Source organism: Pseudothermotoga hypogea DSM 11164 = NBRC 106472 (genome assembly GCF_000816145.1).
Taxonomy (GTDB): domain Bacteria; phylum Thermotogota; class Thermotogae; order Thermotogales; family DSM-5069; genus Pseudothermotoga_A; species Pseudothermotoga_A hypogea.
Window position 1 is genome coordinate 1,057,924 of sequence record NZ_CP007141.1, and the last position, 15,830, is coordinate 1,073,753.

The 15,830-nt window shown below is 45.5% G+C and carries 15 protein-coding genes and 2 CRISPR repeat arrays (1 of these 17 running past the window's edge); of the genes, 1 reads left to right on the plus strand and 14 read right to left on the minus strand.

The window, feature by feature from the left end; all coding sequences use genetic code 11:
- Positions 1-476: direct repeats of the CRISPR family, unit length 30 nt; unit sequence GTTTCCATCCCTCATAGGAGCCTTCTAAAC; it begins 538 nt to the left of the window's first position.
- A gap of 275 nt (positions 477-751) precedes the next feature.
- The 4 genes from AJ81_RS05285 to AJ81_RS10960 are packed head-to-tail and all read right to left on the minus strand — an operon-like array spanning position 752 to position 4,084.
- On the minus strand, positions 752-2,179 hold the full coding sequence (locus tag AJ81_RS05285) for a hypothetical protein (protein WP_038059871.1): 1,428 nt from the start codon (positions 2,177-2,179) through the stop codon (positions 752-754).
- The gene (locus tag AJ81_RS05290; RefSeq protein ID WP_031505227.1) at positions 2,176-2,973 is read right to left on the minus strand and encodes a hypothetical protein; all 798 of its coding nucleotides are present in this window, start codon (positions 2,971-2,973) and stop codon (positions 2,176-2,178) included. The genes AJ81_RS05285 and AJ81_RS05290 overlap by 4 nt, the downstream gene beginning before the upstream one ends.
- A gap of 27 nt (positions 2,974-3,000) precedes the next feature.
- Positions 3,001-3,687: an RNA polymerase sigma factor gene (locus AJ81_RS05295; RefSeq protein WP_031505226.1), complete on the minus strand. Its 687-nt coding sequence runs from the start codon at positions 3,685-3,687 to the stop codon at positions 3,001-3,003.
- The gene (locus AJ81_RS10960; RefSeq protein ID WP_031505225.1) at positions 3,665-4,084 is read right to left on the minus strand and encodes a hypothetical protein; all 420 of its coding nucleotides are present in this window, start codon (positions 4,082-4,084) and stop codon (positions 3,665-3,667) included. Before AJ81_RS10960 ends, AJ81_RS05295 begins: the two co-directional genes overlap by 23 nt.
- Positions 4,085-4,195: 111 nt before the next feature.
- On the opposite strand from AJ81_RS10960, the gene cas2 (AJ81_RS05305) reads away from it, so the two are divergent.
- Positions 4,196-4,459: a CRISPR-associated endonuclease Cas2 gene (cas2, locus tag AJ81_RS05305; protein WP_031505224.1), complete on the plus strand. Its 264-nt coding sequence runs from the start codon at positions 4,196-4,198 to the stop codon at positions 4,457-4,459.
- Here the strand turns inward: cas2 (AJ81_RS05305) and cas2 (AJ81_RS05310) are convergent.
- The 10 genes from cas2 (AJ81_RS05310) to AJ81_RS05355 form a co-directional block, all read right to left on the minus strand.
- Positions 4,456-4,728, minus strand: coding sequence for a CRISPR-associated endonuclease Cas2 (gene cas2, locus AJ81_RS05310; RefSeq protein ID WP_031505223.1), 273 nt, complete (start codon positions 4,726-4,728; stop codon positions 4,456-4,458). The genes cas2 (AJ81_RS05305) and cas2 (AJ81_RS05310) overlap by 4 nt on opposite strands.
- 13 nt (positions 4,729-4,741) lie before the next feature.
- A complete protein-coding gene (gene cas6 / locus AJ81_RS05315; protein ID WP_031505222.1) occupies positions 4,742-5,494 on the minus strand; it encodes a CRISPR-associated endoribonuclease Cas6 in 753 nt (250 codons plus the stop codon).
- Positions 5,491-5,922: a hypothetical protein gene (locus AJ81_RS05320; RefSeq protein ID WP_144316855.1), complete on the minus strand. Its 432-nt coding sequence runs from the start codon at positions 5,920-5,922 to the stop codon at positions 5,491-5,493. The genes cas6 and AJ81_RS05320 overlap by 4 nt, the downstream gene beginning before the upstream one ends.
- Positions 5,923-6,116: 194 nt before the next feature.
- Positions 6,117-7,277, minus strand: a complete 1,161-nt coding sequence (csm5, locus tag AJ81_RS05325; protein ID WP_157724357.1) for a type III-A CRISPR-associated RAMP protein Csm5 — start codon at positions 7,275-7,277, stop codon at positions 6,117-6,119.
- A complete protein-coding gene (gene csm4 / locus AJ81_RS05330; protein ID WP_031505219.1) occupies positions 7,267-8,226 on the minus strand; it encodes a type III-A CRISPR-associated RAMP protein Csm4 in 960 nt (319 codons plus the stop codon). The genes csm5 and csm4 overlap by 11 nt, the downstream gene beginning before the upstream one ends.
- A 15-nt stretch (positions 8,227-8,241) precedes the next feature.
- Entirely contained in the window at positions 8,242-9,033 is a 792-nt protein-coding gene (csm3, locus tag AJ81_RS05335; RefSeq protein WP_031505218.1) for a type III-A CRISPR-associated RAMP protein Csm3, read from the minus strand.
- Positions 9,030-9,515, minus strand: a complete 486-nt coding sequence (gene csm2 / locus AJ81_RS05340; RefSeq protein WP_031505217.1) for a type III-A CRISPR-associated protein Csm2 — start codon at positions 9,513-9,515, stop codon at positions 9,030-9,032. Before csm2 ends, csm3 begins: the two co-directional genes overlap by 4 nt.
- Positions 9,516-9,529: 14 nt before the next feature.
- On the minus strand, positions 9,530-11,974 hold the full coding sequence (gene cas10, locus AJ81_RS05345; protein WP_031505216.1) for a type III-A CRISPR-associated protein Cas10/Csm1: 2,445 nt from the start codon (positions 11,972-11,974) through the stop codon (positions 9,530-9,532).
- A gap of 13 nt (positions 11,975-11,987) precedes the next feature.
- Positions 11,988-12,977, minus strand: coding sequence for a type I-B CRISPR-associated endonuclease Cas1b (gene cas1b / locus AJ81_RS05350; RefSeq protein ID WP_031505215.1), 990 nt, complete (start codon positions 12,975-12,977; stop codon positions 11,988-11,990).
- 40 nt (positions 12,978-13,017) lie between these two features.
- Complete coding sequence (locus tag AJ81_RS05355; protein ID WP_157724358.1) at positions 13,018-14,421, minus strand: SAVED domain-containing protein; 1,404 nt, start codon at positions 14,419-14,421, stop codon at positions 13,018-13,020.
- Between the two features lie 446 nt (positions 14,422-14,867).
- Positions 14,868-15,681: a CRISPR direct-repeat array (repeat unit 30 nt; unit sequence GTTTCCATCCCTCATAGGACCTCTCTAAAC).
- Positions 15,682-15,830 lie beyond the last annotated feature (149 nt).

The window sequence follows — 15,830 nt, forward strand, 5'->3', positions numbered from 1 at the left end:
TCTTTGGGTATTTCTTCAGTTTCCATCCCTCATAGGAGCCTTCTAAACTCCCGAGTCCTATTATGACGTTGTTTTGTGCCATGAGTTTCCATCCCTCATAGGAGCCTTCTAAACGCGTTTGAAATCGCCATGTTGTTCGCCAAACTCGGCATGAACTTGTTTCCATCCCTCATAGGAGCCTTCTAAACTTTTAAATGCACGGTTGAAAACATAGTTCATACTGATGTTTCCATCCCTCATAGGAGCCTTCTAAACGCGGAGGTATGATGAGAGTACGAGAGATTCAGGATTGGATGTTTCCATCCCTCATAGGAGCCTTCTAAACGGGAATTTGACAGAGTGTGTTGGTGAAAGGAGGCGAATAGCATGTTGTTTCCATCCCTCATAGGAGCCTTCTAAACAAGAACTTGCAAGAAAAAAGAACTACGATCTAAATTGCATGTTGCGTTTCCATCCCTCATAGGAGCCTTCTAAACCCGTGGAAGTGGCTTTATTATTAAGACGGCACTTTTTGAGTCGAGACGATGTTACATTCGACCTTTTTGGAAGTGCCCTTCTGTTGAAGCTTTTCGAAAATGGCACTTCTACTGAGTCTCTCATTTTTTGAGGCACAAGTGGGTGGTTCATATGAACGTTACAATACCTGTTTTTAGAATAGGCTTCAGATGAAGCTTTTGGAAATGGGTAAACATCAGATTTAATTGTCAAAGACCACTGAAAAGTTTTAGTAACAGTGATCAAGAAATAGCAATCACCATTTAAAAAGGTCGAGCCCTGCTTTCTCGAAGCACATGTCGATGCTTGGATCCAAGCGAAGTTCTGCCCTGATCTCGAGATCTTTAAGGAGTTTTCTGGCGCATTCTTTGATGTATTCCACCTGTTTTTCGTTCGGAAAATCGAATCCGTGTATCAACAGAGAAGAATTTCTCGATTGGAGTGCCAATGACAGTGCTTTCAACCTTTTCTGATCGAAAATCCCTTGAACACAACTGTCTTTTTTCACGATCAAAAGGATTGCCATCCCGAACAAACCGAGTTTGTCGTGCATCTCCACCTGGTCTTCCGGCTTCTGAAGTATCTTCGACATCTCTCTTCTAATCGCAATCTTATCTTCGTCAGTTAAGGGCATGTCGGGTGTCAAATTGTACAGGCTGAGCCTTTCTTGCAGGAGTAGCTCCAGAGCACGGTAAGCGCACAGAGCTGTCAGTATGGTTTCTCCATGCATTTCATGTTTCTCGCTCTTTTTCAACAGCGTCTTCGCCAGTGCAAAAACACCGAATTTATTCCGGGTGTAGTCTTTCTCTTCAAGAAATCTCTTGATGGCTTCGAGGATTTTGCTTTGAGTTTCAAAGAATCCACGAGATTTTCCAAGCGGGTGGTTCAACCACGTGTCTGTTTGAAGTTCTTCCACGAGCTTTCTGGATTTCTCGAAAGCTGTTTCTATGTCCAGTGAATACCAGGCGTGATACATCACGCAAATGTCAGCTAAGACGTTGTATCTGTTATCTTTGGTTTTCTTTGCTGTCTCTCGGAAGTACCTCTGCGCTTCGTAAAATTCTCCCTTCGAGTAATGTTCCAGGGCGAAGAACGCATCCACATCCCCGAGCACTTCGTGGGGGGAAGGCAAGATGACAAGCTTCTCACTCCCTGCCACTGGACGTCTGAGCTCTTCGTCGTATTCTTCGTTGTCCACGTACACCACTCTTATGTTCGGAAAGAATCTTCTGAAAAAGAATCCTCCGCTCGCCATTCCGGCGCTCATGGCCTTGGTACCGCCGGTCACGTCCAGAGCCACGGCTTTTCCAATGTTTCTTTCCACCACTTCTTTGATCCTTTTGTATATGGTCACAACATCGTTTTTTTCAATCTCAATGGGGTAAAGTTCTACTCCAACGTCTCTTCTGATCTGCTCCAGGTACTTTCTCGTCTCGGGTGTGTGGATTACGTAGACCTCACTGGATCTGGTTCCCAAGATCGCAAGTGTTGTCGCCTCTGGGCTGGTGCCAAGAGTGTGAATGGAAACATCAAACTGGAACTTTTGTGGTTCAACAACAGGCGATTTTTTCCAGGAATCCAGCAGTATAGGCCAGACCATTTGTTGGTAGAGTGTCCGCGGATCCTGTCCAGCCTTAACTTTTTCCTTGTATTCCTGCCAAAGTTTCCCAAGCCGCTCGTTCATTCTCTCTCCGCCCCCACGTCAACATTCAGAATGTTCTTAAGAGCTTCCACAGCGGGAGGATTCTCGAAAGTTATGAACAGTTCCGGCGGAATTCGCCCGCTGTAAATGGTTTTTCCGACGAGCGTTAGTTTCCCGGTTTTGGAAATCAGCTCGTCCGAGAAAATGATCCTTATCCCGGATTCGGTCCTGACAATGAGAAACTTTCCGAGATCGACGGCAGAACTTTGTGCCACCGGGACGTCGGGAAAGATCAATTCCAAATCTTTTTCCTCGAACAGACGTTTCAACTCGTCCCATCTCAGTGTGACGGTTTGTGATTCACTCTGTTCGATCTGGTTTAGGAACTCCAGAAACATGTCGTAGAGAATCTCTATCCGCTTGGTTTCGTACTCGAAGAACTCTTTTCGAACGCCGGTCCAGTTCTCTTCACGAAGCTTTTGGTGATTCCCCACGACCTTCGTTAGGTCTTCTTGTTTCAGCTTACCAATCACTTCACACGCTCTTTGTGTGCTGGGGGTCAAATAGAAATTGATGGGCGTGACCCTGAGCAGGTTCACGAGGTGTTCCACTCTCAGCAACAATCCATCCCCCGCGAGAAACAGTTCTGGGCTGAGGAGGATACAGTTCTTGACGACGCCCTCCTCAGTCACAACACCGTAGATCGGACCGGTGTCACCCCAGACACAAATGACATCTCCCAAACGAATGGAAGTGGTCTCAGGACCTTCTTTCAAACTCTTTATCCTCTTCTGCGCTCTCTTGTAAAACTCGAGACGTCTTTTGAGATAACCCACGCATCACGCCTCCATTCCAACTACTTTTCACCTATTTTGACGGATCTTTTCGCAGATTTCTGACATGTAAATTTCCACGATCCTGCTGAATTCCGCTTCTGTGATACCGTTTTCCATCACGAAATCTCTAATCCTCTTGGCGAGCCTTTCGTGTGATTTGTACCTCGCTTGGACAGTCTTCCCAGATGCGAAGATATTCGTTTTTTCATCCGAAAAGAGTTTTTTGTAGAAAAAATCGCACAGATCTTTCTCTTTACCGCTAAAAAGGTTTCTCAGCGCCTCGAAGTTTTTCTCGGCAAGAATCTGTTCTAAGGGATCTCTTCGTGCTTCTTCTTCCAATTGGATAAAGTCGAGAAAAGTCGATTCTTCCGATTCTGAATCACTGATCGAATCCAAGGAAAGGACTTTCTTCCGCTTTTTCGACCTCGCATAATCGTAGATTTTGTTCTCCACGGACTTCACCAAATAACCAGTCAGATTATCAATGTTCCTCGTCAAGATCTCAGATCTCTTCTCCCAGAATGCACCCAAAACATCTTGGAAAATCTCATCGACGGCGGATTTCTCGTTACCGAAGATCTTGAGAACGTTCTCTCGTCCGAGGATGTCGACGAGATTGAAGGAAACGATCTCCCTCAACATCTTTTCCAAGGTTGGCGTCACCTTTCGGTCTTCGAGAAACTTGAGTATTTCACGATCCAATTCTTTTGACACACTCTTCACTCCAGTTCTGTAGATCAAAAAAGCAACTCACCACGAACTTGATCCTTCCACACCTTCTCCACTCTTCCACCAAGAAGCTCGGAAATTCGAAAACGGATTTCGAATCAATGCACATTATGTAGTTCTCGTGCTTGAGGATCCTTTTCAAGTTGCCCAGCGGACAACACTCGACAACATTGAGCTGTAAGTTCGAATGAGGTTTTGTACTTAAAAAAGCGCACAAGTAGGTAGTCTCGTTCTTCTTTTGGACCAAGCCGGGCCGGCTGTTACGAACTCCCCACTTGGACTCACTCAAGTATCTCGTTCCCAAGAACCTTCCCGCAGTTTTCGCCGGCTGGAAAAAGATCACCAGGTTCGATACAAACCGTCTTTCATGGAGCTTTTCCATGGCAAATTCTCCCCGTGATCTTCTGTCAACAGAATTTTAAAACAAAATCGGGCAAAAGAAAAGTCAATTTTTTCGACTCGAATCCGTCTCTTTACTCGGGAGAGGATCAATTTGTACGTTATAATGGTTTACGATGTGAACGTCAAGAGGGTAAATAAGGTTTTGAAGATTTCTCGAAAGTATCTGAATTGGACCATTCGTTCGGTCCTCGAGGGTTTTTTGACGAAAGAATCCTACGAGAGCCTGAAAAGGGAGTTGCTGAAAGTTATAGATGAGAAAGAGGATAGCGTGTATTTTTATTTGATCGACACCGACAGACAACCACACAAGATCGTCTTGGGAGAGGTCCGAACGGATTTCAAGTTCATAGGTTAGACCACGATTTTTCCGACAGTTCTTGATTTGTCTATCCCGAGAACCTCTTTTCTGAGTCTTTCTTTAGAAGTCAGAAAATAAACCACTAAGGCATCTTCGCCTGTTAGGAGGCGTCTAACTTTTCTCAGCAGTTCCTTTACACTACTCTTCGGAAGATACCCCTCGAATGTGGAGTTCTGTTGCCAGAACAGGTACCTCGACAAGATTTTGTGAACCTTTCCAACCTGTTTTTCGTTCACATCATAGACGACCAGATGGTACTTGGACAAAACATCTTCCTCCTCAAATCTTCCCTAAGGGACTGTCGATCAATTCTATGCAACCGAATCCGACAGAGTTCTTAGACCCGATACCGGTGTCATAGGCAAGCTTGAGTATTTTGTATGGACCTTTCATATCGAAGGATGTCAGCCAGCCATCTATTTTTCTGTTTTTGTAGACCATCACAACCTTCTTCGGCTGCTTTCCAACGTGTTGTATTTCGAGGTCGAACTCATGTTCAAACTCTTCTCCAAAGATCGCTAAGTATTTTCTCTTCAGATTTTCCTTCAAGATCCTGATGAAGTCCTCGCTCTCGGGATCGTGATATATCGTGATCCTTTTTCCGCGCTCTTCAATTGTGGAATAGACCGTCACCGGTGATTTCGTTGAAACCTGTATGAAATTCGTTCGTGGAAGATCGAAGAGAGAGATCTTGGACGGTCTAACCTTGTTCTCCCCAAGATGCAGGGTTTCAAATCTGGAGAGTTTGTCTACCAAGAGCTCGATCAGGTTATCGTCGAAGGAGGAAACTATCAAGGTGACGTTTTTATCGAATTCAATGGTCTTACGATCATGGTTCAGTTGAAAGTTACCGAGCAATCTCGAGAAGCAGTACATTTTGTACTTCCTTTTTTGGTATCTGTAACCCTCTTCATGGATGAAATACCTTAACTCATCATCCTCGATAAGGTTGAGCACAAATGCATGTAAGATATGGTTGTAATCAACTGGGAGTTCGAGCTTGTCAAATTCGAAATCGATATAAAGCCTCACTCCACTCTCCTCCTCAACTTCTTGCAGATTTCTTTCAAAATGGGCAAATCCGTTTGATGGTAGAAAAAGGAACGATAATCGTGGAATCGAAAGCCGATCAAATTCCAAAGCTCGATCATTCGATCCGAACCGAACAAGTCAACTCTGTACAGGTTCTCGGTGATTTTCGTGAACACCGGAACGAGATTGAGTGTTTCTGGTTTGCTGTTGAAAACCTCACGACAAATCCCCGAATAGCTTTGGTAACAGTCACGAACGAGCCTCTCGACATCCAAATTTCCGAAACTACTTTCCAGAACCAGATAACCGGTATTCGATGGCTTGATGTCGTCAATGTCAGCAAACACGGGTGTGGAGCCATCGACCGAAAGTTTGAGGATGCCTCTCAAAACCGATCCAATGTTTCCCGCCAGGAGCCGAAGCTTCAAGAGAGCTTCTCCAACAACGGTATAGCCGAAGGCGCTTGAGTAAACCTTTTTGGCTATGAAGTCAGAGAAGGAAAAAATTTTCAAATTATTTCTGCAAAAGAAGTCCTCAATTGCACACACAGTATCTTCATCGATTAAAGCTGGTTCGGTGAATTTCCAGTGCACGGAAATTTCAATCAAATGCATCACCCCAGTTAAGAAACGAACCTCACTCTAACCCATCCAAGCGGCTTTGGCACCGGTGATTCATAAGACGGTTCTGCAATGCTGATCGACACTGGGAACAAATTATAGACCTTGTGGGTCGATTTCAAGAATTCCAGCTCATTCCTGTTAAGAAATCTGGTAAAGAAGGTTTTGCTGAAAAAACCAGTTTGAGCACCGAGCCTGAGAATAAATCCATCTCTCATCTTTTTGTTCTCTTCACGCAGTTTTTCGTAAAAGCCCAAGATCAACTTGAACTCGTTTGAATTCAAAGCTTTCTTGATCCTCTCTATTTCCAATTGGATGATCTTTTCGGTCGCACTTTTGACGGCCTCGATGAACTTGCCTTTATCCCCAAGCGTCTCGAGCAATTTACCTGGATCTGTGATCCAATTCTTCATCTGGGATAACCTATCCACTCTGGATTGCAAAAGCACACGAACTTTGTTGGATTCATCTTGCTTGTCAAGCCAGAGCTCCAACATCATGGAAATCTTTGTTTTCACATTCAACAGGTTCCTCACTGTGATGAGTTTGAATTTGACGAACTTTTTGTCTATAAAGTCACTATCTGAGATTTCGAGTAGTCTGAACGGAGATTGGTTGGGCGAACCGAAGATTCCCCCTTTAATGTTGATGTTTCGCTCTTTCTCTCTTTTCATTCCCTGTTTGGATTCTTTCATGGAATCTTCCACAATCGTCTTTAATAGGTCTTCAAAACGTCGAACAAGACTCTGATCGCTTCTTATCAAAGCTGTCCTAATGGCACCCTTTATGGAACTTCCAGGGACGTAATACCTTCCTGCCGATCTAACGAACCTCTTCATTTGGAGGTTGTCCGGCTTGTTGTTTCTCCACTGGGCTGGGAAACTGTCCAGAGAGACTTCGGATAGCTTCAAATTCAGCTTCTGAAAGATTTCTTTCATCGCCCTGTCCTTCACTGAGGGGTCCAGAATATCCTGCATCTTCGCGACGAACAGTTCAACGAAATCATCTCTTCCCAGAAGTTTTTGAAAGTCCAAAATGTACACCATGTTTCCCTCGACGATCGTCTCGAACCTTTCTATTTTTTCATCAGAACCTATGAAAACGGGTGATACCGGTTCTATCTCGATCCAACTCGAGAATCCCGGGTTCACATCAATCACCACCTTCGTACGCCACCAGGAAGGCTCTGGCGTATCTAAAGACCCTGTGCCCGTATTGTTGCTCGAAGCCTTCTGGCGAAACGTCCAGGATAGTCCCTTCAATTGGCTCTTTGAACACACTGCCTTCGGCGAAAGCCAGGACTTTCTTCGCCCTCCTGTCGCTCATGTGCACGTAGCCAGTCCTGTGAACCAGATCGTAGTTCAAGACCTTTTCAGGCACCGCTTTGACCTCTGAGGTGTTCGGAACACACACAGAGATCAGCAGATATCTGTTCCCTGAGTTCGGAACGGTGGTTTGCTCCAACTCGAAATCGAACGTGCCAAATCCGTAGGTTCTATCACCACCAAAGCCTTCCTCCGACAAGAGCTTCAATGCCGAAAGAATCTCTTTCTCGATGTTTGCATCCGCAGACAGGTAAAACCACAGCCCCGCGTTTTCGTTGAAGTGAACCTCCGCAAAGTAGAAGAGGTTCGAACTCGAATCGTATCTGTTCACCGAAACCCTTGGACGCTCGATTATCAGGAACGGTTCTTCTTTCAAAGCCTCCCTGTCCTTGGTGAGGAATTGTCCACGAACGTTCTCCAGACTCACCTGAGCTCTCTTGAAAAGAACATCCTCGTCGACGAATCTGACCTTCTTAAGCTTCTTAAACTGAGAGCTGGAAGACAAAGAATTTTTGCTCAGTCCGAAGTCCTCACCCTTTGGTTTGGGAAAGAAGTGAACATTTCCAACGCTTGGAAAGGCGGAGGAGATCAACAACCGCGTTTTACCTTCCACCAAGGCACGAAGCAGTTCATCGGTACAGTCCTCACCGTAGAGAAGGGCATGGGAGCAGATGAGTGCGCTGAAGATGGTGTCTGAATGAATCAGCGTATCTGACAGCTCGTAAGCCGTATCCATAAATCCAACGTGGAGCGGTGCTCTGAATCTCAGCTTAACTCGGTACGTCATCCTCCCACATCCCTTTTATGATTGCTTGAGCTTGTTTCTCACTTCTTTCGGACTATCACCGTAAACCCGAACCTCTTCAACTTTCTCATCTCCAGAATAGTAGGAAGCATCGCGACGCTTTATAGTTATGTTTTTGAACTTGATCTTTCCATAGCCCCTCGTGCCACTTCCACCAAGGTAATCGTCCTCGAGCAGTTCCATCGCCGTGAGTAAGCAATCAAGATAAGGGTTTTTCTTGTCTCCATCTTCATTCTTGTCTCCACCTTCATCTCCTTCGAATATGTTCACGACAAACTCTGCCTTGAACCTTGCACCTGCCGGAACACGTTCCTGAGGTCTTGGCAGAGCTGCCGATGTGATTCTGTTTATGGAATTTTCATACTTGATCTCAGTCCACCTCGTTTCGAGGAGGTTTTCCAAATCCTTTAAACTGTCTTTGTCCAGCTTTGCGTCTCTCACTATCAGCCTGGTTCTGTTGAAAATGGGAGGACTCTGAGTGTTTTCCTCTTTTTTCTCAATTGCTCTTCCAAACAGGCCACAAATCTTGCAATCTTTCTTCTGGCAACTGTGAACTTTGCCACTACTATCGACCAATCCTTCGTGGAACTCCATGAGCATGCGCATTTTTCCTTTCAAACTGCTGCCGGGAATGTAAGGATTGCCAAATGGATCTTTCACCACTGGATTGTCCAGACCTCCGACTTCGACTTCCTCTTTGCTCGTACCGATGTGCAGACCCGTTACGAGTTCGATGTCCGCCGTCAGGATGTACTTCCCAACCAGCTTGATTTTGTTCTCATTACTCATCGTTCACTTCCCTCCCGTTCGTTTTCTTTCTTTACAGCTTGATAGTACCTGTGATAAGCGACGAGCGCTTCGAAGAAATCGACAAAGATGTCATAGGCGTATTCGAGCTTGGAATGGATCTTGACCTTTTCTGCTATCTGCCTCATACCTTCAGCGAACTCCTTCATGATCAGCTTCTTTTTTTTATCTTCTTCCCTTCCGGCATCGTACAGTAGAATTGCGATGAACCTGTTCAAATCTCTCTTCAGATCAACTTCTTGCCCAAGCTGCTTCATGGTCTTGATCTTTTTGGCAAAGTTGTAGAATTTTCTTATTTTGGTCGAGTTCAGCTTCAGATCTTTTGCTATCTTTTCGGCCAGTTCATGCAATTGGTCGTAGTTCACTTCATTTTGTTCGATGAGTCTGACGACCGCTTTGAAGTTTTCTTGTAAATTGTTGTTTCCTCTGGTTTGCTGTTGTCTGGCATCCTTATTGTCACCCATCAGAACACCTCCCATTAATTCGAAATGCCCTTAATTTCCACTTTTCTCGTCTCGTTGTGCACCCATTCCAACAACAGATCGAGTTTTTCGTAGAGTCTGTTCCTACCGACCAGGATGTCATTGAAAAAACTTTGGATGTCTTTCTTTGCTTCGTTGTTCGTCTGTCTTTCAATGAGCCTTGCGACATAGTAGTAAAGTTGCCAGATCTTCGTTGGTTCTTTCTTCTTCTGTCTTTCGACGAAAACTTTCAGCGTGTGAATGAGATTTTTCGTCACATCGTGATCCTCGACGATCTTTTCCAGTAGCTTTTTCTTTTCGAGAAAATCCGCAAATTCTTCCCATCCGACGCATCCACTGAACAAGGCGAGTGCAGACTTTTCCAAACCGTTTCTCATGTAAGACTTTGCGAGTTTCTCGAGCATTTCACCCGCTTCGACACCAAGCTTGTAGACTGGATATTTTCTGCTCGGTGCGATCGCCACGGCCATGGATATGGATAGTTCTTCATTCCTTGAATAATCCGCAAAATGTTTTGCAATGCCTTGTGAAAGCATAGGAAGTTCGTTCCATGGTCCAAGTATCATGAAGTCGTCTCCACCCGAGTACACCACATTGCAGTTTTTGAATTCTTTGGCGACGAACTTTTCCAGCTCAACGCCGAAGAACAGCTCTATCTCAGAAGAGAGAGTTGAGACCATGGAAATCGAACTCTTCTGGTTCTCTTCAACGTTCGTGATCGATGCGAACACCTTGCCGAGGTTGTCCAGATCTCCCCTGAGTATTCCCCATCTCTTGACTCCCTTCGCCCTTTCCGCCATCGTCTCCAGGTCAGTCGTCTTCTCCATACCCTCGACGAGCTCTTTGGAGATGTAGTTGGCGGTTTTGACAAAGTACATCGATTTTTTCGGATCGAATTCGTCCTTGTTCAATGCGTACGAAAACTCGTTTGGGTTGTCTGTGAATTCGATCATGTAGCCAAACATTTTGAAAACTTCGTTGGCACTCTTCGGATTCTCGATCTCCGATGTCTTCAAAAGCTTCATGTACCTTTTCTTAACAAGCTCGGCTCCGATGTGTGCGAAAGACTCGCAAAATTCGCACTCGAGTTCCTGATCCGGGCCCTTTTGTTTCATCCTCCTATTGCAGTACGGACAGACTGGACCTGAGAGATCGATCGGTCTGGAAAACAGCGAATCCAATATTCTCGAAAACTTTCTGTTCTTTTCTGCCTCGAGCTTACGCGAAAGCTCTTCATGAACCTTAAAGTTCAAGATGTCGTACAGTGTGAGTTCTTTCCCGACCAGCAACACGCTCAGGTCTATGCTGAACGCCTTGAAAAGCTTTTCGTCCAGGATCTTTTGATATTTGCTCAGTCTGTCGAATGCTCTGGCGGGAACAAGGATGTAGAAATGCCCGCCTCCACAGAACAGTATGTTCGCGATGTACAGGCCCTCTTTTTCAACAATGTACCTCGCTATGACTTCTGCAAGGTAAGCTATGAAAAAGGATCTACCACGCAGTTTCTTCAATCCATGGGCATTTGGAACGTTGTAGATGAAGTTTTGAATGCCGGACACATCGCCCTTTATGATCCCCAGAACGGGTTCGTCGTTCGGTAAAGGCTGATCGCTCCTCAGGCTACTGTAGCTTCTTATGAGACTTTCGATCGAGCTGAATATCCTCTCGGCGAAAACGAAGCGATCGTTAGATTTCTCAAACAGCTTTTCTTCAAATTGTTTGAACAGCGAAATGGCTATGGCTGCGGTCGAAATCGCATGTGAAAACAATGAGACGTTCGGTTCGCTGTAGTAGTAGGCCGATGGAATGTTCGAGGTGTACTCTTTCAAAAGGTGGTAGATCCTCTCGAAGAACAGATACCTTTTCTCCTTGTCTTCGTAAGAGCGCAGAAGATCGTCTTGTGAGATCAATTCTTCGAACTCTTTCCAGAGTCTCTCGTAATCTTCTTCGTGGTCGTATTCTTCAGCTTGATCCTTATCCATCAAACCTTCGAATCTGGAAAAACGAGAGATGGGCTTGTAATATGGTGGTTTCCTCTCTCCTTTCAACGACACGGAAGATATTATGGAACGCATGAGCTTGATTTTCCGTTCGGAAGAAGTCTGCTGTTCCTCTCGCTCGGAAGCCGATATGCGATCTGAGATCGTCAAAAGCTTGGTGAGCACGTCGTACTCAGTTTTCAGATTCGAAAGCTGTTCATGGTGATGCGATATCAAGATTGGAGCTTCTTCTTTGAAAGGAAGTTTTGAGTTCTTATAGACATACGCGCCCACGTACTCGTGAGCAATGCCTCTTTGTGGATCACTTTTGATCTCGTAACTGAATTCTTTTCTGATTCGCTTTTTGAGGTCTTCATCGAGTTTTCCTCTCTGTCGGAACTTTCCTATGTCATGAAAGAGTGAAGCCAAATACAACACATCTTTCAAAGTTTCCAATTCCACAGTTCCACCTCCGTCACAAGCGAAACGCCGAGTAAGTTCCTTCACCTTTGAGATGCCGGATGAGTTTGTAGCACTCGTAACGTATCAAAGTGCGATACGACAAATTCTGCCCGTGTTCATTTTTTCTGGTTCTTTCGAGCCTTTCCTCGATCTCTTCGAGTAAAATCTTCTTACCATCGTTGTTCAGATAAACTCCGCCTTCCACCTCTCTGAAGTGTTCTTTTTTGATCATTCCTTTGTTCACCAAAGTCAGGATCGCTTTGTCAACGATGATCGGCTTGAAAATCTCTGCTATGTCAAATTGCAAAGAGTGCTTCCTCTTGTTCGGCTCGTGTAGAAAACTTATCGAAGGCTCGAGGGATGTTTTGAAAATCTCAGCGAGCACGACGTTGTACAGCACAGAATATCCAAAGCTTAGCATCGCGTTGATCTCGTCCTTTGGTGGTCTCACAACTCTCTCTTCGAACTTGAAGTCCTTTCGCGAGAGTATCTCTCCAAGCGCTTTGTAGTAGCATTTTTTGATGTTACCCTCGATCGCCATTAGGCTCGCAATAGTGTTTTGCCTGTGATAGCTGTCTTTGAGTTTTTGGATGTAGTTGATGCTTTCATCGAGGGAGCTGAAATTCTCCAGATAGTCTTCGAGGACTCTGACCAAATTCTCAGCCGTGGCAAGAAGAATTTCTTTGGCAATGAATATGCGCCTCTCCAGGTCCTCAAAATGCTTAAACTGTAAGAGCAAAACCTCTCCGGTTTTGTTTTCTTCGACGGGATAGAAACAACCTATGTAGTCTCCGTAGTAGCTGTAAAAGAACACCGGTGTCTGAGCTTTCGAGAATAGCTCTAAGGTTTTCTTGTTGAGTTCGACTTCGGAGAAAACCATCAGAGATGAGACGTTCTTTAGAGGAATGTAGACCGGTTTCTCATCCTTGTCTTTCGGTTCAATGAACAATGTGGCATTCTTTTTCCTGAGATAGCCGTTCTTGAAAACGTAAACTGTTTCCATGTATCTCAACCCCCACGACTTTGTCCGGCTTTCAACTATTTCAACGAACGAGACCCCCTTGATTCGACAAAACCGTTTGAGATAACTGTTCTATTCGAAAAATCGGAACATATCTCGATGAGGCCTGATCGTATTGGTAAACAAAACCGGACGCGTAGTCACCGAATGCGACCCCAAAACCGAAGGCGATCGGTACAGGGCAGCTCAAAAAGAAAGACGCGCCACGATAGGCGCGTCTTCTTTTGACGATCTGCGTGACCGAGAAGAGTTCGCAAACATACTCGGTCCAATCACCGATCTTCAACATGCCAGGTTGTTTCGAACGTACGTACGCAATGAACACGTCTCTGTTCTTCAAAAACTCCCTCACCTGTGGCAGTGGATCGTGCGAGGCTAAATGTATCACGAACGCAGCTTCTTCACCATCACCAAGCAATTCGTACTCCAAAAGCTCAAGTTCCTCTTCTCTTTTCAAAGCCTTGATCTTCCTCAGCTTCTCTGGGCCGGTGAGATCCAACACCAAGTGATACCCACCTTGGTAATGGTACACAGCGATCCTTCTCTTCGCACCCACCGCAATGCCGAGCGCCATCGCAAAAGATGCTGGCCCGTTGATCGCCAAGTGTGGAACTCCACCCGACTGAAACACCACTTGCAGTGTCTCGAAAGCTCTTCTCAACTCCGAAGCGTACTCATTTTCCTGTAACATGTGCCTTCGATGGAACATCTCGACTCTGTAGATCTTTCTGTAAAGCTCCAAACTCTTGCTGGGGAAAGACCTTTCCACGGTCTCTCTCAACTCTTCCCAACCACGATCCTCTACACGTTCGCTGTGCTTGTAACACAGATACACTGGAACATGGTGTTCTCGAGTGTCGAAAAAATCAACCAAATCTCTGAAGTTTCGCACATCCAAGCCTGTCAACAGTTCTAACCCTTGCTCAGAACACACCCTCAGCTTTCTTTCCAAGCTTTCCGCTAAAGCGACGTTCCCATGCTCGTCCAAGCAACCCGAAAAAGCCACATGATTCGGTAAATTCTTCGACAACGCCCCTACTGCGACAGCGAGCATGAAGGAATCTCCACAGAAATCTCCATCGAACAGCACGGACAGTTCGAAACCGACGAGCCTTTCAATGATTCTGAGCTTCGGTGTGTGCTCCGTTAAGTTGCAGAACTCTAAGTTCGAGTTGAAGACCAAAGCTCGTCGCACATCGCTCGATTCTCCACCCACCACTGGAAACTTCACTTCTTTATGGTCAGACAAAACCACGCGCATGGACTGCTCGAAGCTCAGCGAATACTCCTTGGAGAGTAGGAGGGCCGCATTGGCGTGATCTCTATTTTCCAAGAAAAGTTTGAACACCTCGTAGAAGATCAACTTCCTGTTGGGCTGGTCCTTGGGAAGGAGCTCGAAGTCCTTCAAAAGCTTTTCTCTTGACAAAACCCTCCTTCTTACGAATCGAAGGTACTCGTACGGATCAGTCGCGAGAAAAAAAGAATGATGGTAGTTATCCATCACGTCCCCCCACATCCCAGTACTTCAATAGAATTATAACACTTCTTTGCAAATTCTCGCATCGAAGTCTCATCACAGAAAACAGAACGTTCAAAGCCTCTGTCCGCGAGACGACGATCTTCGATCCGACCGGCGGGTCTCGATCCCTCAGGGAAGGATCCGATTTGGACAACTTCCGCCCCTATCATCAGTTTTCATTCTCTCGAGAAAAACTTCATTCAGGTCGAAGAGATTCGCGGTTTGAACTCGGAGGCACCTTCCACGTCCCATCCATTTCAGGAAAGATCTCCATTCGGACCGATGCAGTTGGGTCCCCATAGGACTTCTCTGAACTTTTTCCGAATCTTCGGAAGGAAACTTTCTGTGTGCTCGTTTCCATCCCTCATAGGACCTCTCTAAACCGGCAACGGCAATGGCTCATACAACAGACCCGCAGAAAATAAGTTTCCATCCCTCATAGGACCTCTCTAAACCGTAACATTGTATGCGTATTAGACAAAGGAGGCACAGAAGGTGTTTCCATCCCTCATAGGACCTCTCTAAACGCCGCTTTTTCGGCTGGCACTTGCTCGACGTTGAAACTGAACGTTTCCATCCCTCATAGGACCTCTCTAAACCGTAACATTGTATGCGTATTAGACAAAGGAGGCACAGAAGGTGTTTCCATCCCTCATAGGACCTCTCTAAACGCCGCTTTTTCGGCTGGCACTTGCTCGACGTTGAAACTGAACGTTTCCATCCCTCATAGGACCTCTCTAAACTGTGGCTGGAAGAGAATCGAAGTGGGATAAGATAGACGAGCTTTGTTTCCATCCCTCATAGGACCTCTCTAAACATGGAGTATGGACGGGTGAGCGAAACGCTCACCCGTTTGTTTCCATCCCTCATAGGACCTCTCTAAACTGGTACCATTGGCGTATTTCATTGACCCGATAGAGTTTCCATCCCTCATAGGACCTCTCTAAACAGGAATATTTCAGCTGGCTGATAGCTATGTTTTTCAACACCGAGATGTTTCCATCCCTCATAGGACCTCTCTAAACCTTCGATTATTTCAAAAGACTATGTGTTCGACTCTGCAAATCTGGTTTCCATCCCTCATAGGACCTCTCTAAACTGCCAGTTGTGCGTGTCGAAAACGCCGTTCAAACACTCGTTTCCATCCCTCATAGGACCTCTCTAAACCCCGTAGAAGTGGCTCTATTACTGACAAAGCAGTTTGTTGCAAAGGACGATGTTACATTGGACGTTTCGAGAAGGACCCTTGTAATGAGAACTTTCGAAAAGGCATGTTTTGGGGATCCCCCCTCTGTGAGACAGGAAAAGGATGAGTT

Bases quoted from the DNA above. Each gene is read 5' to 3' on its own strand.
- cas1b (WP_031505215.1), bottom strand. From the start codon at position 12,977: ATGGAAACAGTTTACGTTTTCAAGAACGGCTATCTCAGGAAAAAGAAT.
- AJ81_RS10960 (WP_031505225.1), bottom strand. From the start codon at position 4,084: ATGGAAAAGCTCCATGAAAGACGGTTTGTATCGAACCTGGTGATCTTT.
- csm4 (WP_031505219.1), bottom strand. From the start codon at position 8,226: ATGACGTACCGAGTTAAGCTGAGATTCAGAGCACCGCTCCACGTTGGA.
- csm3 (WP_031505218.1), bottom strand. From the start codon at position 9,033: ATGAGTAATGAGAACAAAATCAAGCTGGTTGGGAAGTACATCCTGACG.
- csm2 (WP_031505217.1), bottom strand. From the start codon at position 9,515: ATGGGTGACAATAAGGATGCCAGACAACAGCAAACCAGAGGAAACAAC.
- AJ81_RS05285 (WP_038059871.1), bottom strand. From the start codon at position 2,179: ATGAACGAGCGGCTTGGGAAACTTTGGCAGGAATACAAGGAAAAAGTT.